Source organism: Pseudomonas saxonica, from assembly GCF_007858365.1.
Lineage (GTDB): Bacteria > Pseudomonadota > Gammaproteobacteria > Pseudomonadales > Pseudomonadaceae > Aquipseudomonas > Aquipseudomonas saxonica.
Genome location: NZ_VFIO01000001.1, coordinates 605,455 through 625,720 on the forward strand (window position 1 = coordinate 605,455; position 20,266 = coordinate 625,720).

Annotated in this window: 16 protein-coding genes; 9 read left to right on the plus strand and 7 right to left on the minus strand. The window is 54.9% G+C overall.

Annotated elements, in window-relative coordinates; translation table 11 throughout:
* Positions 1-62: 62 nt before the first annotated feature.
* Positions 63-1,991 carry a transglycosylase SLT domain-containing protein gene (locus tag FJD38_RS02810; protein WP_122784037.1) on the plus strand — a complete coding sequence of 643 codons (1,929 nt, stop codon included), beginning with the start codon at positions 63-65 and terminating at the stop codon, positions 1,989-1,991.
* Between the two features lie 145 nt (positions 1,992-2,136).
* Here the strand turns inward: FJD38_RS02810 and FJD38_RS02815 are convergent, their stop codons facing one another.
* From FJD38_RS02815 to moaB, 5 genes are all read right to left on the minus strand, one after another.
* Positions 2,137-2,943, minus strand: coding sequence for an MOSC domain-containing protein (locus tag FJD38_RS02815; protein ID WP_146383857.1), 807 nt, complete (start codon positions 2,941-2,943; stop codon positions 2,137-2,139).
* 79 nt (positions 2,944-3,022) lie between these two features.
* Positions 3,023-3,958: a chemotaxis protein CheV gene (locus FJD38_RS02820; protein ID WP_122784035.1), complete on the minus strand. Its 936-nt coding sequence runs from the start codon at positions 3,956-3,958 to the stop codon at positions 3,023-3,025.
* Positions 3,959-3,981: 23 nt separating this feature from the next.
* Positions 3,982-4,920, minus strand: coding sequence for a lipid kinase YegS (gene yegS / locus FJD38_RS02825; protein ID WP_122784034.1), 939 nt, complete (start codon positions 4,918-4,920; stop codon positions 3,982-3,984).
* A gap of 97 nt (positions 4,921-5,017) precedes the next feature.
* Entirely contained in the window at positions 5,018-6,205 is a 1,188-nt protein-coding gene (locus tag FJD38_RS02830; protein ID WP_146383858.1) for a molybdopterin molybdotransferase MoeA, read from the minus strand.
* Between the two features lie 22 nt (positions 6,206-6,227).
* Complete coding sequence (gene moaB / locus FJD38_RS02835; RefSeq protein WP_146383859.1) at positions 6,228-6,767, minus strand: molybdenum cofactor biosynthesis protein B; 540 nt, start codon at positions 6,765-6,767, stop codon at positions 6,228-6,230.
* 79 nt (positions 6,768-6,846) lie between these two features.
* Between moaB and mobA the strand changes: the two genes are divergently transcribed.
* Both mobA and FJD38_RS02845 read left to right on the plus strand, forming a co-directional pair.
* Complete coding sequence (mobA, locus tag FJD38_RS02840; protein ID WP_146383860.1) at positions 6,847-7,416, plus strand: molybdenum cofactor guanylyltransferase MobA; 570 nt, start codon at positions 6,847-6,849, stop codon at positions 7,414-7,416.
* Between the two features lie 104 nt (positions 7,417-7,520).
* Positions 7,521-7,742, plus strand: coding sequence for a YgdI/YgdR family lipoprotein (locus tag FJD38_RS02845; RefSeq protein ID WP_122784031.1), 222 nt, complete (start codon positions 7,521-7,523; stop codon positions 7,740-7,742).
* Between the two features lie 59 nt (positions 7,743-7,801).
* Here FJD38_RS02845 and FJD38_RS02850 read toward each other — a convergent pair whose 3' ends face one another.
* The gene (locus tag FJD38_RS02850) at positions 7,802-8,692 is read right to left on the minus strand and encodes a pseudouridine synthase (RefSeq protein WP_122784030.1); all 891 of its coding nucleotides are present in this window, start codon (positions 8,690-8,692) and stop codon (positions 7,802-7,804) included.
* Between the two features lie 290 nt (positions 8,693-8,982).
* Between FJD38_RS02850 and FJD38_RS02855 the strand changes: the two genes are divergently transcribed.
* From FJD38_RS02855 to FJD38_RS02870, 4 genes are all read left to right on the plus strand, one after another.
* Complete coding sequence (locus FJD38_RS02855; protein ID WP_146383861.1) at positions 8,983-9,684, plus strand: PspA/IM30 family protein; 702 nt, start codon at positions 8,983-8,985, stop codon at positions 9,682-9,684.
* Positions 9,685-9,731: 47 nt separating this feature from the next.
* Positions 9,732-10,376 carry a hypothetical protein gene (locus FJD38_RS02860; RefSeq protein WP_146383862.1) on the plus strand — a complete coding sequence of 215 codons (645 nt, stop codon included), beginning with the start codon at positions 9,732-9,734 and terminating at the stop codon, positions 10,374-10,376.
* Positions 10,377-10,461: 85 nt separating this feature from the next.
* Positions 10,462-12,510: a flotillin family protein gene (locus FJD38_RS02865; RefSeq protein WP_146383863.1), complete on the plus strand. Its 2,049-nt coding sequence runs from the start codon at positions 10,462-10,464 to the stop codon at positions 12,508-12,510.
* 93 nt (positions 12,511-12,603) lie between these two features.
* Positions 12,604-17,568 carry a DNA repair ATPase gene (locus tag FJD38_RS02870; protein WP_146383864.1) on the plus strand — a complete coding sequence of 1,655 codons (4,965 nt, stop codon included), beginning with the start codon at positions 12,604-12,606 and terminating at the stop codon, positions 17,566-17,568.
* A gap of 54 nt (positions 17,569-17,622) precedes the next feature.
* Here the strand turns inward: FJD38_RS02870 and FJD38_RS02875 are convergent, their stop codons facing one another.
* The gene (locus FJD38_RS02875) at positions 17,623-17,859 is read right to left on the minus strand and encodes a glutaredoxin family protein (protein WP_122784025.1); all 237 of its coding nucleotides are present in this window, start codon (positions 17,857-17,859) and stop codon (positions 17,623-17,625) included.
* A gap of 202 nt (positions 17,860-18,061) precedes the next feature.
* On the opposite strand from FJD38_RS02875, the gene FJD38_RS02880 reads away from it, so the two are divergent.
* Entirely contained in the window at positions 18,062-19,798 is a 1,737-nt protein-coding gene (locus FJD38_RS02880; RefSeq protein ID WP_122784024.1) for a cation:proton antiporter, read from the plus strand.
* 152 nt (positions 19,799-19,950) lie between these two features.
* Positions 19,951-20,265: an ElaB/YgaM/YqjD family protein gene (locus FJD38_RS02885; RefSeq protein ID WP_122784023.1), complete on the plus strand. Its 315-nt coding sequence runs from the start codon at positions 19,951-19,953 to the stop codon at positions 20,263-20,265.
* Position 20,266: the final 1 nt, after the last annotated feature.

The following is a 20,266-nucleotide window of genomic DNA, read 5'->3' on the forward strand; positions in this document are numbered from 1 at the left end:
ACGGCACAATCAGTGCAGGCCGGGTCTGCACTTGTCGCGTTTTCTATTTGTACGGAAGCCCCATGCGCAGTCGCCTTTTCAACTTTTTATCCTGCCTGCTTCTCACTACCTGCGCCGTGCAATCCGCCCATGCCGCAGACCTTACCCAACAACGTCAACTGTACGACGAAGCCAAACGAGCATTAGCCAAAGGTGACTCTGGCCCCTACTTTCAGAATGCCGCCGCCCTTCGTTCGTATCCACTGACGCCTTACCTGGCCTACGACGAACTGACCGCGCGCCTAAAATCGGCCGACAATGCTGAAATAGAGCAGTTTCTGGCCGAGCATGGCGACTTGCCACAAGCCAACTGGATGAAACTGCGCTGGTTGCGCTGGCTGGCAGACCGTGGCGACTGGGCGACTTTCGCCAAGTACTACGATCCCAAGCTTAATTTCACAGAGCTGGACTGCCTGAACGGTCAATATGAGTTGCAGCACAACCGCAAGGCTGAGGGCTACGCCAGTGCCGAAAAACTCTGGCTGGTGGGCAAGGCGCAACCTGCCGCGTGTGATGCTCTGTTTAGCCAGTGGGCCGCGGAAGGTCAATTGACTGAACAGAAGCGCTGGCAGCGCGTCAAGCTGGCAGCGGAGGCGCGTAATTACGGCTTGGCCACTTCGCTGGCCAACGGCCTTACCAGCCTCGGCCCACAGGCCAAGCTGATGATTGACGTGGCACAAAAGCCCGACATGCTCAGCCAGCCCTCACGCTTCGCCCCGGCCAGCGAGGCCATGTCTGATGCCGTGGGTCTGGGCTTGCGCCGCCTGGCACGCCAAGACCCGGAAAAGGCCGCCTCACTGCTCGACACTTACGCCACCAACATGCATTTTTCACGTGACGAAAAAGTCGCGATTGCCCGTGAAATAGGTCTGACGTTCGCCCGCCGCTATGACAGCCGCGGCCTGGATATCATGACCAAGTACGACCCTGAGCTGCGCGACAACACCGTCACCGAATGGCGTCTGCGCCTGTTGCTGCGCCTTGCGCGCTGGCAAGATGCTTACCAGTTAACGCAAAAACTGCCGCAGGATCTGGCCAGCACCAACCGCTGGCGCTATTGGCAGGCTCGCAGCCTTGAGCTGGCCGAGCCAAAAAACCCGCAGTCACTCGCACTGTTCAAAAATGTCGCCAAGGAGCGTGATTTTTACGGATTCCTGGCCGCAGATCGCGCCCAGACGCCTTATCAGCTAAACAACAAACCGCTGGTACTCAGCCCGCAGCTCATCAATAAAGTGCGCAACACCCCGGGCGTTCAGCGGGCACTGGAGTTTCATGATCGCGGCCAGATCGTCGACGGGCGGCGAGAATGGTATTACGTCAGTCGCCACTTCAACCGCGATGAAATGGTCGCGCAGGCCAAACTGGCCTATGACCTGAAATGGTACTTCCCGGCGATTCGCACCATCAGCCAGGCGCAGTATTGGGACGACCTGGATATACGCTTCCCGATGGCTCACCGCGACACCTTGGTGCGAGAGTCCAAAGTTAGGGGCCTTCACTCCAGCTGGGTGTTTGCCATTACCCGACAGGAAAGTGCGTTTATGGATGACGCACGTTCTGGCGTGGGTGCAAGCGGCTTGATGCAATTGATGCCAGCCACCGCCAAAGAGACCGCGAGAAAATTCAATATTCCGCTGGCCTCCCCGCAGCAGGTGCTTAACCCGGATAAAAACATTCAGCTGGGCGCTGCCTATCTGAGCCAGGTACATGGCCAGTTCAACGGCAACAGGGTGCTGGCTTCCGCCGCCTATAACGCAGGCCCCGGCCGTGTTCGCCAGTGGCTCAAAGGTGCGAACCATTTGGGTTTCGATGTGTGGATTGAAAGCATCCCGTTCGATGAGACCCGCCAATATGTGCAGAACGTGCTGTCATATTCGGTGATCTACGGACAGAAGCTCAATATCCCGCAGCCACTGGTTGATTGGCATGAACGCTTTTTCGACGATCAATAACCGCTATTGACCGTAGTTGCTGACAACGGCCGCTTTCGAGCACGAAGCGGTCGAAAAAGGCGACACCTCGGGATTTGAGGCTCTACGAAGGCTTTGCCGCCCATCGCAGCCTTCGTTCCTTGTCAGCGACTGCAGGTCTCACCCGCTACTCCAGTACTGTCACTGGCATTCCAACTTCCAGTACACCATTGCTGTCATTGACCAGGTTCTGGCCAAACATCGTGCCGCCTTCTTGCCTACGATAGGACATCAGGGTCGCCAGCGGTTCACGATGTTCATCACGTACGCCGGTTTGAGGATCAATGGTGGTAAGAATGCAGCGCGAGCAGGGTTTGACGACTCGAAACTCGACATCACCAATGCGGATCCGCTTCCAGCCATCCTCCGCGAACGCCTCACTGCCCTCAATGACCAGATTTGGCCTGAACCGCAACATCTCCAGCGGCCGGCCCACTCTGCTCGTAATATCATCCAGCGACGCCTGACCAATCAGCAAAAGCGGGTAGCCATCGGCAAACGCCACCTTGTCATCGTCTCGCCCATAACCTGCTTCAGTCATGCGGGCACGCTGAAGAGGTACATGCACCAACCGCACCGGCTTATTGATAAAACGACTCAGCCAGTCGGCAGCCGCATCTCCCGCGTCGGGCACGCGCAAGGTATCGCGCCATATCGTAACGCCGCGCAGGTCGTTTTCAGGTTCCGGCACTTGGACATTAAGGGCTTCAAACCCTTGCGCGCTCAAGGTCAAGCCGCCAGCAGCATTCCATAAAGCCGACAGTTGGCTCATCTGCGGGTCGGTCCGCTGCGTCAGAAAACGCCCGCTAGCCTCATCCACCAACATCCAGCGTCGATCCCCGACCACACCTAATTTGTCGAGAGCGGCTTGCGGCAGGTGCTCCCCTTTCGCAGATTTCAGCGGATAACGGTAAAGCGCGCTTAGACGCAGCATGAGTCGGCTTCCTGCGGAGTTAAAACCGCCAGATTATAGGAGCCTTACTGCGATGCAAAGATCAGGCAAATGCCGCACATCACGCCGGCACTTGATCGCGCACCAAGCGCTGGCGCACGACATCAACCAATTTATCCGGCTGAAATTTGGATAGGAAATTGTCACAGCCGACTTTCTTCACCATCGACTCGTTGAAACTCCCGGACAGCGAGGTGTGCAGCACCACATACAGTTCACGCAGGCGCGGGTCATTGCGTATCTCGGTGGTCAAGCGATAACCATCCATCTCAGGCATTTCGGCATCAGTGAAGATCATCAACAACTTGTCGGTCATTACGTGACCGCCATCCGCCCAAGCCTTAAGCATGTTCAACGCCTTGAGTCCGTCACTGGCAACATGCATTTTGACGCCCAGTTGTGAGAGGGTTTCACGCAATTGCGCCAGCGCAACGCTGGAGTCATCGACCAACAGCACTTCACGGCCACGCGCCTGTTCCAGAACCGGATCTTCGAGTTTATCCCGTGAGACTTTGGCGTTGTACGGCACGATTTCAGCCAGCACTTTCTCCACGTCGATAATTTCGACCAAATGCTCATCAACTTTGGTAATCGCGGTCAGGTAATGACGGCGTCCGGCACTGCCGGGCGGGGGCAGAATGGCTTCCCAATTCATATTGATAATCCGGTCGACGCCCCCCACCAGAAATGCCTGAACAGAGCGGTTGTACTCCGTCACGATAATTGTGCTGTCAGGCCCCGGCACCAATGGCCGCATACCAATTGCCTGAGAAAGATCAATCACGGGCAGGGTTTTGCCCCGCAAATTGACCACCCCGCAGACATGCGGATGACGATGAGGCATCAGGGTCAATTGGGGCAGCTGCAAGACCTCTTGCACCTTGAACACGTTGATCGCAAACAACTGGCGACCGGCCAGACGAAACATAAGAAGTTCCAGTCGGTTTTCACCGACCAGCTGTGTTCGCTGGTCTACCGTGTCGAGAATGCCGGCCATAGATAACTCCTGAACGTGGGGACTTAATGCTCAGGGTTATCGGCTGGCGCGCAGATAGCTTTATGGCTTGACTGACTCAACACGGGCGAATCGTGAGGCAAATGGATGTTCAGCGCGCCCTTGCGCACAGAAAAACGCAGGGAGTCGCCTTCCATGGGCTCACCATCAAGGTTAATGGACAAGCCTTCGCTGGTCTTGATCTCAACCCAGGGCAATCGCTTGCGGACAAACAGGTTATCCAGGCCCCAGCCACCCGCCATCAAGTTCTTCAGTGTGCCGACCACTTCCTGGGGCGCGGGCAAGATGCTGATATCGAGCAAGCCATCGTCCGCCAGAGCATCAGGGCATAACGCTTGGCCTCCGCCGGCCTGTCGGCCATTGCCGATCCCCAGGGCCAGCAAGTCGCCTTTCCAGTGAAAGTCCGGCCCTACCAATTCAGCGTAAGCGGCATGCAACTCACTGAAACGAGACAATCCGGTAAATAAATACGCCGCACCGCCCAAGACTTTCTTCAGGTCTTCCGAGGTGTTGGCAGTAACCTGGCTGCCAAAGCCGCCCGTTGCCATATTTAAAAAGACCTGGCCATCCACCTCGCCCAGATCAATGGCATGGGCAGGGGCGTCAAGCAGCGCCAAGGCCTCGTCAGGCGCCAGCGGAACCCCGGCGGCCCGCGCAAAATCATTGGCAGTCCCCAACGGCAATAACACCAGGCTAGCCTCAGTGCCGGCCTGCGCCATGGCTTCGCAGACATCACGCAATGTGCCATCACCGCCACCGGCAATCACGCGGGTATAGCCGGCATCTAATGCTTCATGCACCAGACGCTGGGCATCCCCGCCTTCCCATGTCAGCCGTACTGCCAGCTCCCAGCCTTGCGCACGGCGCTGCTCAACCGCAGCCCGTACGTCTTCGTTGAGCGCCTGTTTACCGTGCAAAATCAAAAAAGCCTTTGCCGCACTCATGCTTATCCCTCAACAAAATCGGTCAGGCTTTTGGACAACAGCCAAATCGAAAAGACCCAACCAATCCGAGTTATTTATCGATTGGACAGGGATGGATTCATCCCAGAACTTCACTCAAAGGAATAAACCCGACCCAATCGCCTTCAGACAGCGTGCGGTCTTCCAGCACTTCCACCAGCCCTTCAGCCCACGCAGCGCTGCGCAACACGCCGGAGCTCTGATTTTTGTAGATCACGGCGCGTCCTTGCTCCAAACGACCGCGCAGGTATTCGCGCCGGTTACCCGGTTTAGCCCAGACGAAACCGGCGGGAACCTGAAACTTCAAAGGCTCGACCGTTTGTACGCCCTGTCGACGCAGCAGATAGGGCCGTGCCAACAGGGCAAAAGTCACGAGGGTTGACGCCGGATTGCCAGGCAAACCTATGACAGGCACGCCGCGAAAATACCCGCATGTCAGCGGCTTTCCGGGTTTGATGGCCAGTTTCCAGAGGGCAAGCTCACCTTCTTCGCGCAGGGCAATACCGAGAAAGTCTGCCTCGCCCACTGATACCCCGCCCGTAGACAAAATCAGGTCCACTGCGCCCAACTCCGTCAAACGTTGACGGGTGGCCGGCAAGTCATCAGGCAAGATTCCCGCATCCACCACTTCACAGCCTAAACGCGTGAGCCAACTACACAGCAACACGCGATTGCTGTTGTAGATTTGCCCCGGCCCCAAGGGTTGGCCCGGCTCGATCAGCTCATCGCCAGTCGACAACACCGCCACTTTTACCCGGCGAATGACCTCCAGTGTGGCGCAACCCAACGAGGCCGCCAGCCCCTGTTCGATCGGCCCTATACGCGTGCCGGCTGGCAGTACGATTTCTCCCACCGTGGTTTCCTGCCCTTGAGGACGAATGTTCTGACCCACCTGTAAAGGCTCGGCGAACACAATCCGGCCATCGGCCTGCACATGAGCGTTTTCTTGCATTTCGACACAATTAGCTCCCGCAGGTACGGGAGCCCCGGTGAAGATACGTGCACAGGTACCTGGCACCAATGGCGTCGGAGCCTGACCTGCGAAAATACGCTGGCTGACCGGCAGCGGCTCCCCCGTCCACTCCGCAAAATCAAGCGCATAACCGTCCATTGCACTGTTAGGCCACGGCGGCAAATCCAATGTCGACACCAGATCGTTGGCCAATACCCGGCCTTCGCTCGCGGCTATCGTCACCGACTCGCGTTCGCGGACAGGGGTCGCGTCGGCCAACGCCAACAAACGCGCAAGAGCTTCTTCAACGGGCATCAGGGGGCCAGTATGGCCCGGCTTACCCACGGCTTTCGCAAGCCGGTGCCTGCTTCAAATGCGCGACAAAATTGCAGGGCCGGTGACGCGAATCCAGTTGTTCAGCCAAAATGCCGTCCCAGCCTGTGCGTACAGCATTGGTGGAGCCCGGCAGGCAACACACCAGCGTCCCGTTAGCCAAGCCGGCCAATGCCCGCGACTGTACGGTCGAGGTGCCAATATCGGCCACCGAGATCTGGCGGAACAGTTCACCAAAGCCGTCGACTAGTTTGTCCAACAGGCAGCTCACGGCCTCCGGTGTGCTGTCACGGGCCGTAAAGCCGGTACCACCGGTAATCAACACCACTTGGACTTCATCGTCGGCAATCCAGGTCGCGACTTGAGCACGGATTTTGTAGAGATCATCCTTGAGCAATACTCGCGCAGACAAGCGATGCCCCGCCTCACTCAGCCGATCAACAAACACCTGACCCGAGGTGTCGGTTTCAAGAGTACGAGTGTCACTGACGGTAAGAACTGCAATATTTAAAGGTACGAAAGGTGTATCAACCTTGGCTTTCATAGACGAGGTCCAGTTGTAGGAGAAACAGCCCAGTGTTATATCACAGCGCTAATTTTGCCTGGATGCGCGGAGGCCTCCCATGAGTCAGTTTGAATGTTCCATATTGCTGCTGGCAGGTGGTCGCGGCCAGCGCATGGGCGGGCAGGACAAAGGGTTGGTGCTATGGCGAGGGCAGCCACTGATTGCTTATGCCCAACGTGCGGCCCGACCATTGACCGATGACTTGATCATTTCGTGCAATCGCAATCATGAACAATACGCAGGCTATGCCGACCAGTTGGTCATTGATGGCAATCAGGACTTTGACGGGCCGCTGGCAGGCATCCGGGCCGGCTTGGCTGCAGCTCGGCATTCGCACTTGCTGGTATTGCCCTGCGATGTCCCTCATGTAGACGCCTCGCTGTTGCGTGCCTTGCTGCAAGTGGCTCTTGAGCACCCAGAACAACCGGCAATGGTGCGTCATGGTGAACACTGGGAGCCGTTGTTCTGCGTCATTCCCAAGGCGCTGGCAGCAGATTTTGAACAGGCCTGGCGGGCAGGAGAGCGCAGCCCGCGTAAAATCATGCTCCAGCTCAATGCCCGAGCCTTGCAATGCGCAGACAATGACCCTCGACTGACCAATTTCAATACACCGGACTTGCTCGGTTAACAGCGCACCCAGAACTTGTCACACTAGCCAAGGAACTTGCAGGCGATGTATACGTCTCAAGGACAGATAATCTTTAAAGCACTTTCATTCGTTGGAGATACACCATGACTCATCGTTCGCTCGCCGCCCTTATGCTCGCTGCTGGTCTGGCCGCCCTTGCTGGCTGCGCTTCGCCAACCGTGATCACGCTCAACGACGGTCGTGAAATCCAGGCGGTGGATACACCTAAGTTCGATGAGGATTCCGGCTTCTACCAGTTCAAACAATTGGACGGTAAAGAAACCCGCATCAACAAAGACCAGATTCGTACCGTTAAAGAGCTGTAAGTTTCAGACCCCTCAATACAACCCGCCTTGCGCGGGTTGTATTGCTTAAGGCCTGCCATCTACCAATCCAGATGAATACGGCTTTCAAAGCAGCGCTCTTGCCCTGTCAGCGGATCGGCAAAGCGTAGACTCTGCGCCAGCAGCTTTAGCGGGTTGGCATAGTCATCCAGAGCGTCATTGAGTACCTCGGGGTAGAACGGATCGTTGCATATCCCTGCGCCCAACGCCGCCATATGTACACGCAACTGATGCTTTTTGCCGGTCACCGGGTAGAGCGCATAACGCCACAAATCGCCGTTTTTCTCACACACATCCACTAGCGTCTCAGTATTACTGACGCCCTCGCCTTCACGCATGCGGAAAAAAGGCTCACCCTCAACCAGTCGACTTTTATGCACCCGCGGCAGTTCAAGATCCGGTAATGCCCTGGCAATTGCCTCGTAGCGCTTCTCAATCTTTCGCGTAGGAAATAACGACTGATACGCCGAACGACTGTCCGGGTTAGCGGAAAACAACACCAGCCCGGCGGTATGCCGATCGATGCGGTGCAGCGGCACCAGATGCGGGTTATCCAGCGTGCGGATCAAACGGCGCAACAACGTCTGCTCAACGTATTCACCGGCTGGGGTCACGGGCAAGAAGTGCGGTTTGTCAGCCACCACCAGATGTTCATCGGCATACAAAATTGCTTCCTGAACCGGAATGGGCGTTTCGTTAGGCACTTCACGAAAGTAGTGAATGCGCAGGCCTTCCTTATATGCCAGGAACGGGCTTATCGGTGCACCGCTGGCATCAAGCACCCGACCACGGGCAATACGGTCAAGCCACTGTTCACGGCTGATGGCACGAAAGTGCGCGCACAAACAGTCGAGCACCGTCGGCCATGTTCCGGGTGGCAGGTACAAGGTGCTGGCTTGATGCTCGGCGGGGTTGAAAGGCGGGTTCAACATAGACAACTCAAGGCGGTTAAGGCGAGCGAGGGATTATCGCGCAGCGTGCTGAGCCGCGCCTAGCGATTAATAAATAGAACCGATAAGTACCTAGACGACAAGCTTTAAAGAACGAGCCTACATACAAGTTATGTGTAGGAACGATTATATCCACCGCCAAGAATTCATTAACTGAAAGCTCGTATTGCGACCCGTTTGCAGGCGCTTGTGTCGAAACAAGCCGTCACCCCCTGATCACCCGTTAATCATGCAATGACATTCGGGTGCCTCCCATTGAAAGGAAACTCATGATGAACGTCTGGAGCAAATTACTGACGGCGCTGCGTGGCGGCGCTAACGAAGTAGGCGAGGCACTCGTGGATGGTCAGGCGCTGCGCATTCTAGAACAAGAAATTCGAGATGCCGACACTCAACTGCACAAGTCAAAAGAAGCATTGGCTCAAATCATGGCCAAACACATGCTCGCCACTGAGCGGGAAAAAAACAGCACCGCCAAAATTGAGGAGCTTGAACACTACACGCTCAAAGCCTTGGCATCCGGTGATGAAACGCTGGCAACAGAGCTGGCTGAGAAGATTGCGTCCCTTGAAATACGGATGCCTGAAACCCAGGCACAAACAGTCAGCCTTGGCAGCAGCGCTGCCCAGCTTCGCAAGGCCATCACCATGGCTCAAGACCGCTTACAGACCCTCAAACAGCAAATGGATAGCGTAAAAACCACTGAAAGCGTGCAGACGGCTCAATTGGCCGTTACTCAAAGCTGTGGAGCCCCTGAAGCCAGCCTGCAAGTCGCGGCGCAGTCATTGGACCGGATAAAGCTTAAACAAGCTGAGCTGGGTGCCAAAATCGAAGCTACAGACCAACTGGCTGAATTGAGCAATCCCGACGCAGCCCTTGAAAACAAACTTATGGCGGCCGGTATCGTGCCTAGCAAACCCAGCGCCGCTAGTGTGTTAACCCGACTACGAGCACGACCCCATCCCGAGGCGTAATCAGCGGTCAACCCTCCCATTTTTCAGTGCTTGACCTGGATGCATACATGTCACTTTTTCTGCAAACAGCTCTGTCATTTCCCGTTGTGCTGTTCAGCTTTTTGCTGTGCCTGGCAATCGTTTACTGGCTCAGTGTGGCAATGGGAGTACTTGAAGTTGATCTACTGGATATTGATGTGAACTCAGCCTTTGAAGCCGAAGTCGGGCCACCCGAAGGCTTGGCTGGGTTGTTTAATAAGTGGGGGCTTAATGGCATTCCTTTAACCCTGATCTTGACCCTGCTGTTTTTCTTCGCCTGGCTTGTTAGCTACTACGCCGAACTCGTTCTGTTGAGCGCTCTACCATTAGGTCTGCTGCGCTATCCGGTTGGGCTTCTCGTTGCGAGTGCCAGCGTGCTGATTTCGGTTCCCGTAATCGCATTGCTGATTCGCACGTTGCGTCCACTCTTTCGCAAGGTGGGGCCTACCACCCACAGGTCACTGTTGGGCCAATGCGTGAAAGTGCGCACTGCCAAGGTAACGGCCGCTTTCGGTGAAGCCACGCTGGAAGATGGCGGTGCAGGCTTGATCCTGCATATAAGAGCTGATGAGGCCCTTGGCTTCAAACGTGGGGACTTACTTGTCTTGATCGAATATTTGGAAAATCAAAATGCTTATCGGGTGGTATCCGAACAGGCATTCAAGGGGCTGTAAACGCCGCCCGCCAACGCCACAAAACAACAACTGAAAGCAGTAATCCAGCAAACCCAATCCGTACTTTAACAAGGAATAACAATACATGAACGTTGCGATGTTAATGCCTTTCCTGATAGGCATTGGGCTATTTGTTCTGATGATTATCGGCTTCTTCGCTTTGTTCAAAGCTTTCTATATCAAAGTTGCGCAAGGCACGGCACTGATCGTTAATGACATGTCGCCCACACCCAAAGTGCACTTTACGGGCGCACTGGTTTATCCGGTGATCTATAAAAAAGAGTTCATGAAGATCTCGTTAATAACGCTTGAAATTGACCGCCGCAGTAAAGACGGTCTGATCTGCCGGGACAACCTGCGCGCCGACATCACTGTCGCGTTTTATCTGCGCGTCAACGAGACCACTGCCGATGTCCTAAAAGTCGCCAAAGCTATAGGGGCCGAACGCGCCTCAGACCGCACGGCAGTCAACGAGTTATTTAATGCAAAGTTCTCCGAAGCGCTCAAAACAGCCGGTAAACAGTTCGACTTCGTACAGCTTTTTGAAGAAAGACAGAATTTCCGCGATCGTATCCTTGAAGTCATAGGCAACGACTTGAACGGCTACGTGCTGGAGGACGTTGCCATTGATTACCTGGAGCAAACGCCTAAAAACTCACTCGACCCTAGCAATATTCTGGACGCACAGGGCATACGCAAAATTACCGAGCTGACGGCCCAGCAAAACATCATCACCAACGAATTTGAGCGTAACGAAGAACTCGCCATCAAAAAGAAGAACGTCGAAACACGCGAAGCCACACTGGCCCTGGAGCGCCAGCAAGCCGACGCCGAAGCAAGACAATCACGCGAAATCGATACCCTGCGCGCTCGCGAAGAAGCGGAGACCGACAAGGTTCAGGAAGAGGAACGTCTAAAATCTGAAAGCGCTCGAATCCAGACTCAGCAGGAGCTGGATATTCGTGCTGAAAACCATCTTCGCGAAGTTGAAGTGGCTCAGCAAAACCGTCAGCGTGCTGTGGTCATAGAAGTCGAAAAAGTGACCCGCGCCAAAGATCTGGAGATCGTCGCACGGGAGCGTGAAGTTGAGCTTCAGCGTATCGATATGGAGAAAGCGCTTGAGGTTGAACGAAAAAACATTGCCTCTGTGATTCGCGAAAGGGTCGCCGTTGAGAAAACCGTGGCCCAGGAAGAAGAGCGCATTAAGGAGGTGCGCGAAGTGTCTGAAGCGGAGCGTGGCAAACAAGTGGTGGTACTGCATGCCCAGGCTGAAGCGCAAGAGTCGCTGGTTCGCAGGGTCAAGCAAGCTGAAACCGATGAAACCTGCTCAAGACACAAAGCCATCGAAATTAACAACTTGGCCCAGGCTGAACTGGAGGCCGCTGGTAAACAGGCCGAAGCCAAGAAAAAAATCGCCGAAGGTCTATCCGCAGAGCGAGCAGCCCCAGGCTTTGCAGATGCCAGAGTGCTCGAGGTGACTGTTGCGGCCAAGGAAAAGGAAGGCCTGGCCGAGGCGCGTGTGCATGCAGAGCGATTACTGGCTGAAGCGAAAGGCGAAGAAGAGAAAGGCTTGGCCCAAGCACGTGTTCAGCAAGCCCAAGCCAGCGCCAAAGAGAAAAGTGGTTTGATAGAAGCCCGGATTCTCGAAGAAATGCTCAGTGCCCAGGCACGCGGTGAAGAACAACTTGGCAGTGCCAAAGCCAAGGCAACACAAGACCTGGGAATCGCTGAAGCACATATCCTTCTGCAACGCCTGAGCGCAGAAGCTGAAGGCCTGAGCAAAAAATTCAGCGCTCTCGAAGCACTCGGTGAGAATGCCCGGCAGCACGAAGAGTTTCGCATGCAGCTGGAAAAAAGCTTTGAGGAAAGCATGGCGACTATTGCAGCCAACAAAGACATCGCCAAAGACCAGGCACAGGTTTTGGCTGCTGCCATGTCCAAGGCAAAAATCGATATCGTTGGCGGCGATGGCGACTTTTTCAATACCTTTGCCAAGTCCCTGTCTGTGGGCAAGGCCATCGAAGGTGTCGTCGGCAAGAGCCCAGTCATTCAGGATCTTCTAGCGCGAGTGCTGACTCCTCAGAACGCCGTCGAAAAAAAGCCCGCCGCGGTTACGGCCAACAACGATAACTGAGGTTTAACTCACCGGTTTTCTCTCTGAAAACCGGCGCTTTTGCTGCATGCCGAAGGAGGCTACCTCCTACATCGAATACTCAGGACTACAGCCATGTCGCACGCTCCCGTCATCCCCCGACAAGACCTCATTGATAATGCCGTCGCAGAGGGCGGGGCTTATGAAGTTCTGCAAAAGCGGCTGCATGAACAATGTCTTCGTCTACGCCAATTGAGCGACTCACTTAACCAACAACGCCTGAGCGAGTTTGGCAGCAGTCAGATGGCGGTGGTAGGTCGAGTCAGAGTCCGTACTGAGCACAACTGCATAGCACGAGACATTGTGGAGGTGGGCGGCTACCTGCTGTTCGGCTACAACGTATTCATCGGCCTGAAGCGAGAAACCACCGTCAGCGATGTGTTTTCGCTTCACCATCTGCGGTCAGAAACTGACAGTTACGACGCCCAGCCCGCCTCCCTGGCAGATAGCTTTCTCATGGAGTCTGGCTTCGTCAACGACTTCAATGAGCTCTACACCTACTACAAGGAGGCCCGACTCCTACAGTTGGCCATTCGTGACGGCAAACTTTTAGCCAGCTTCCAGATCGGCGAGCGTGTCACCGATATTCGGGTTTTCCGTTGGTCAATCTCCGCTGACGGCCGTGACATTCGCTATATCGATAACCGGGGCGAACGAGATATTGCCCTGCCCGCGCCATTTGACTTCGAATGGATAAAAACCACGCGCGAGATGATTGTGCAGGGACGTCATCCGCACATTAATATTCTCGACACTTTGTTTGTCGAAACCATCAATGGCGACCTGACCCTAAAGGTTGAAAACAATACCGAAAACGGTTTCGGTATTTTTAGCGAACCGGTGCAAGACACGACTCAATCCCTGGACGATGCCCACATTGAGTTCGCTCGCCTAGGCAGCTTGATCCTGCTCAAAATTCTCCCTTACAGGGAGCAAAAATGGCGGTATCTGGTATTTAACAGCCTGACTCAGCAAGTGATGCGCATTGATGCTATAGGCCTTGCCTGCGTTCAGCTCCCCGAAGACCACGGCATAATCTTCCCCGGCGGTTGTTACCTGCAAAGCGGTGTACACAAGGCATTCGAACAGCCCATGGACGGCATGCGTTTTAAGCGCTCGGTGCGCTCACCCAATGGGGAAGATGTGCAATACATCTTCTATGACCCGCAACTAGGGCGTTCGGCGCTTTTCACTTACAACGTGATCAACCGCCAATTGCAAAACCCGATTTTCGGCCATGGATACGCGAGCCTTGAAGACGGGCGCATGGTGATTTTCTCGGCCGAGGGTGACGAACCCACACGCATTCATGCGATGCAAATCTGGCAAACCCCCTTCAGCAGCGATGAATTCGCCGCCAGCCAGCCAGCCCGTCACGGCTTCTTTGGCCGCATTGGCAATGCCGAGCTAGTGCGAGGCGTCTCTGATCTGATGAACCTTTGCCGCGAAATGGAGAGTCGCGAAGTTTCAAATGCACGCTACACACAGCTCTGCCAAAGCACGCGCAGCCTGTTCGATAAGTACCACTGGCTGGGGGACCCCCAATGCGCAGAGCTGGCACCTCTACTGCGAGCAGTAACTGATACTGGCGAACGGATCCTTGATGAATTCGAGAAGGTCCAAAGTATCCACCATCAATCCCGCCAGGTTATGGCTAGCGCAGAAGCACAACAGCAATCACTGCACAGCAGGCTGGCCACCGAGAGCCGGAGCAATGTGCAGCATTTCGTTGACACGTTGAATGCCATCACTGCACAACGTGGCCGCTTGCTGACCATTCGCAGCCACCGGTACATCGACGTAGCCCGTATTGATGCCATGGAAGCCGAACTGCTGACCTCCAGCGATAGCGTGGCATCCGCCACCTCAGCCTTTCTCGCCAGCGAAACAGCGCTACAACCCTATGTGCAGGATCTCGAGGTCCTGAATGGCCGGATTCAGAAATGCGAAACCGTTCACCAGTTGAATGAACCATTGGCGCTGTTGCAAGAGATGGCGGGTAATCTGGACATGCTCTCCGGGCTCATGACCTCGTTAAAGATTGACGATGTGACCCGGCAAACGCTTATTGTTGAAGCCATCACCGAAGTCTATGCCCTGCTCAACCAGGCCAAGGCCAGCGCTGAACAACGCCGTAAAACCTTTGGCCTCACGGAGGCGATCGCCCAGTTCGGTGCACAGTTCAAGCTATTCAATCAAGGCATTACCCAAGCGCTCGCGCAAGCCAAGGACCCGAAACACTGCGATGAACAGCTGTCGCGCCTGCTGATACAACTGGAAGAACTGGAGAGCCAGTTCGGCGATCATGAACGGTTTCTCGATGACATTCTGAACAAGCGTGAAGCGTTGCTCGAAACCTTCGAAGCCCATAAGCAAAGCCTGCTGGATGAGCGACAGCGTCGTGCACAGCGCATGCTTGACGCTGCACTGCGGATACTCGAAAGCCTGAGTCGGCGAACTGATCGCTTGCAACATATGGATGAACTACACGCTTTCTTTGCCGCCGACCCACTGATCCTAAAACTGCACGACATGATCGAGCGCTTTCGTGAGATGCATGACAGCGTAAAGGCAGACGACATCGAAGCTCGCCTCAAGGAGGCTCGAGACCAGGCAGTACGGTCTCTACGCGACAAGAGTGAGCTGTTTGAACAAGGTGGCAAAGTCATCAGGCTGGGGCCTCGCCATCGTTTCAGCGTCAATGCTCAAGAACTGGACTTGACCCTGATGCCACGCGGCGATCAATTATACCTGCACCTGACCGGTACTGATTTTCTCGAGCCCTTGGTGCACGCTGAATTACAAACCCTGCAGCCCTTCTGGCAGGCCTCCATCGAGTCAGAATCCGATCAGCTCTACCGCGCGGAATATCTGGCTGCTGAGGTACTGGCAGCAGCCGACGCCAATCTTGAAGGCCACAACATCGACACTCTCAAGCAATGGCTGGCCGATCCGAACAAAATGGCCAGATGCGTACGTAACTTCGCAGCCCCTCGTTATCGGGATGGATACGAAAAAGGTATTCATGACCATGACGCAGCACTAATCCTCATCAAGCTGCTGCCGCTGCGTGAGAGCGCCGGACTCTTGCGCTTCTCGCCCAGGGCACGGGGGCTCGCCAGTTTTTATTGGGGCCTGCTACAAAATGCAACAGACACTCCCTCCATCCTAGGCACATGGTCATCACGAGCGCAAAACAGCCTTCGCATACAGAAATTGTTTGGTCTGCAAACGGGGCTACAACGGTTACAAATCGATATCGCCCTGCACATGAAAGACTTCTGTGAGCATAAAGGGCTCACCCTATCCGCAGGAGACGCTGGCGAGGCGTCCGAGTATTTAGTGCACACGCTTGGAGCAGACTCCGTGGAGTTTGCGTTCAGTCGGTACGCCCGCGATTTGCTCAGTGCTCTCGAGGCTCGACTAATTGCGGTGCAAGGATTGGAAGATTTCCAGCAAACACTTGTGGATCTGAAATTGTTTCCTGGCGAAAAATGGGCGCTGGTAGAGAACTGGCTACAGGGCGTTTGCAGCGAGGAAGCCTGGGCAGAACTGGCTGCTTATGTGCCCGAAGCCGTTTCCCTGGCGCTGGCACCCAAGGGTTTGAACAAGCGAATAAGCGAAGTAGACCTGCGTTGTACCCTCGACAACTTGCTGGGTGAACACCCACGCATTAAGGAGCGACGCATGGTTTTGGCGCTGGATGATTTTTTTTCACGTCTGCGTCATCACCACGAACACTGTGTTGCGGGGGTACGCCGCTACCAAACGTTGCGTCAGGTCGTCATCACTCAAGAACGCGACGCCATGCGCCTCAATGAGTTCAAACCTCGGCCCCTGTCTTCTTTCGTGCGCAACAAATTGATCAGTGACGTCTACCTCAGCTTTATCGGTGACAACCTGGCTAAACAGATAGGCGCCGCAGGCGAGCATAAACGCTCAGATCTGATGGGCTTGCTGATGCTGATATCCCCGCCCGGTTACGGAAAAACCACTCTGATGGAGTACGTCGCGCATCGTCTCGGGCTGATTTTCATGAGAATAAACGGCCCTTCCCTCAGTCACCAGGTGCGCTCCATAGACCCGGCGCAGGCTCCGGATGCCACCTCACGCCAAGAGCTGGAAAAACTCAACCTGGCGCTTGAGATGGGTAACAACGTGATGCTGTACGTCGATGATATTCAACATACACACCCTGAGTTTTTGCAAAAATTCATCTCACTGTGCGACGGCACCCGCCGTATAGAGGGCGTCTGGAAGGGCAAAACAAAAACCTATGACCTGCGCGGCAAGCGCATGTGCGTTGTGATGTCTGGTAACCCTTACACCGAGTCGGGCGAAGTGTTCAAGGTTCCCGATATGCTGGCCAACCGTGCTGATATTTATAACCTGGGCGATACCCTCAGCAATCTGAAAGAAATCTTCGACCTCAGCTACATAGAGAACAGCCTTACTTCCAACCCTATACTTGCGCCTCTGGCCACCCGTGACATGCAGGATATCTATCGCTTTATTGCCAAAGCCCAAGGCAACCCCTTTTCCGCGAACGAGTTGCAGCACACCTACAGCAACGCCGAAATCAACGAAATAGTTTCTACCCTGCAACGATTGATGCAGGTGCGCGATGTAGTCGGACAGGTCAACCAGCACTACATAGACAGTGCTGCCCAAGATGACGCATACCGCACAGAGCCAGCATTCAAGTTGCAAGGCAGCTATCGCAACATGAACAAAATGGCTGAGAAAATCAGCGCGGCGATGAACGACGCTGAAATCTTGCAACTGATAAGTGACCACTACCAGGGTGAAGCACAGTTATTGACGACCCACGCAGAGGAGAATCTGCTCAAACTGTCTGAGCTGCGCAATATTCAGAGTGATGAAGAGCAAGTACGCTGGGCACAAATCAAACGCGACTTCATGCGCAACAAAACCATGGGTGGAAAGGATAGTGACACCGGTACACGGGTGGTCGCCCAGCTCAATGATCTAGTCGAAGGGGTCAGAATTCTGGGCAACCATCTACAGCGTGAGCCATAAGAATTCGCAACACGTACAGGCCGAAAGACCATGCGCTTTCGGCTCCAGCACCTTTTATAGAAGAAAACTCACTACCTGCTCACTCTCAAACGGCCACTCCAGCTCCTCTCCCGTATCGGCTCGACGCAGGACTGGAATTCGCAATCCGTAAGTTTCAAACAAGGCTTCGCTGTCGGCAATATCCACCAGCTCGACCATAAGTCCATGTTCGACCAAAGGCATCAATAGCAATTCGGCCAGTTCGCACAGATGGCAGCCCACGGTGCCGAGCAACTGACATTCGGATGACATGATGACTGACTCCCGCAAAAGCTCATTTTAGGAGCCTTGCTCCAACCCGTCGACCCGCATGCGCCGGTGTCATTTTCACTGACGGGACTAATACATTCACCGGACTGTGTTTGGGACGACTACGCTTGATCCACATCAGCGTCGGTCTGTCTGGGGTGCTGGATGCTCGCGGCTGTTTTTTCGAACTGACAAGGAAGATTTCGTGTTTGCCAATTTACTCATCATCCTGGCGTCTTCACTGGTTGTGATTGCGTTGTTTCGGCGCCTGAAATTGCCACCCGTGCTGGGGTACTTGTGTGTCGGTTTAATGATTGGCCCGACCGCACTGGACTGGGTCCATGAAAGTGCTGATCTCCCTGACCTGGCCGAGCTAGGGGTGGTCTTTTTGCTGTTCACTCTGGGGCTGGAGTTTTCACTGCCCAAGATGCTCAAGTTACGCCGCGTGGTGTTTGGCCTAGGCACTCTGCAAGTCTTGGCCACTACCGCGGTTTTGGGAAGTTTGTTGTATGCATTCGGAATGAGCGCCAGTACCGCTTTCATGCTCGGTGCGGGGCTCTCTCTATCGTCTACCGCCATCGTCAGCAAAGAGCTTACCAGCCTGGGTGAAATCTTCAGTACGCACGGCCAGAACGCCATTGGCGTGCTGCTGTTTCAAGACGTAGTCGCCGTGCTGCTGCTCACGCTGGTGCCGGTATTTGCAGGCAGCAGCGATCAGGCCTGGTATTGGGCCTTGCCGATCACCCTGGGTAAAACCGTCATTCTATTTGTCGGTCTGCTGTTGACCAGCCGCTATATTCTGCCCCGCCTCTTCCACGAAGTGGCTGCGTCCCGTTCAGCCGAATTGTTTGTGCTGCTGGCCTTGGTCATCGTCCTGTTGACCGCCTGGCTCACCCATCTGCTGGGTTTATCGCCTGCACTGGGGGCGTTTCTGGCGGGTATGTTGCTGGGCGAAAGCCACTACCGGCACCAGATTGAAGCGGACATCCGACCATTCCGCGATATCTTGCTGGGACTTTTTTTCGTCAGCATCGGCATGCTGATTGACTTGCAATTGTTCCTGCACGACGGCTTTACGATTCTGGGCCTGACCCTGGCCTTAATGCTGATCAAAGGTAGCGTGGTCGCCATCATCCTTAAACTGCATGGCCGCGACGGTGAAACCGCATGGCGCAGTGGTTTGGCCCTGGCCCAGGGCGGTGAGTTCTGTTTCGCGCTCATGGCACAAATGCAGTTGAGCAACCTTATCCCTCCCGACATTGCCGCGCACCTGTTGGCTGCCACGTTCTGTTCGATGCTGCTGACGCCGCTCCTGTTGCGTGCAGCGCCGAAAATTGCGGCCAGCCTGCACCGCAAACCCAATGAAGAAATAGAACTGGAAGAGATTGCCGCTCAAAGCGCTGAACTGCATGGGCACGTGGTGCTGTGCGGCTACGGACGGGTCGGTCAATCCATTGGGCGTTTCTTACGCAGTGAACATTTTGAATTTGTTGCTTTGGATTATGATCCAGACCAGATCCAGGAAGCAGCTAAAGGTGATAACAACGTTCATTACGGCGATGCGCGCAGGGCTGATTTGCTGCGCGCTGTCGGCCTTGATCGGGCACGCTTGCTAGTGATCGCGGTAGACAATACCGAAGTGGCCATGAGCGTTTTGGAGACAGCCCGTTTAATCACCCTGGAAGTACCCGTTCTGGTCAGAACACGCGATGACAGCCTGCTCCCCGAGCTTAAAAGGGCCGGGGCAACTGAAGTCGTGCCTGAACTGCTGGAATCCAGCCTGATGCTCGCATCCCATGCATTGATCATGCTGGGGCTGCCAGAGAAATCGGTGCAACGCAGGGTCAATCAAGTCCGCCATGACCGCTATCACTTGCTGGAAGGTTGCTTCGATACACCAGAGTCGCGTGAAACAACTGCTTTCACCCCCGAAAATGAATAATCTAAGGTAAGGTTTTGCCCTAAGCCAAACCAGAAAAGTCTGCTTCAGCGCTATTTTCGGAGCTTTCCTACCGCTATGGCTTGGAGAATTGCAATGAACCTTCAGCTAATGCCTACACTCGAACCATCATCAAGCCACTCACGGAGTTCATCATGGCCCGCATAACAGCAAAGAATGCTCAACAAATACTGGCTGCTGATTTTCAGGCGCTGGTCATCGACACGGAAAGGTTGCTGGAGCACACCAAGACACTGGCCGGTGATCAAGCTGAAGAATTGCGCGCTCAGCTCAATGACCGACTGATCAAGGCCCGCGAAACACTGGCTGAAACCAAAGACAACCTGCAAGAGCGTGGCCAGGCAGCAGTTGTGGCCACTGAAGACTATGTGCAGGCAAATCCATGGCAGTCCGTGGGTATCGCTGCAGGTGTGGGCTTTTTGATTGGTCTACTGGCAACCCGGCGCTGAT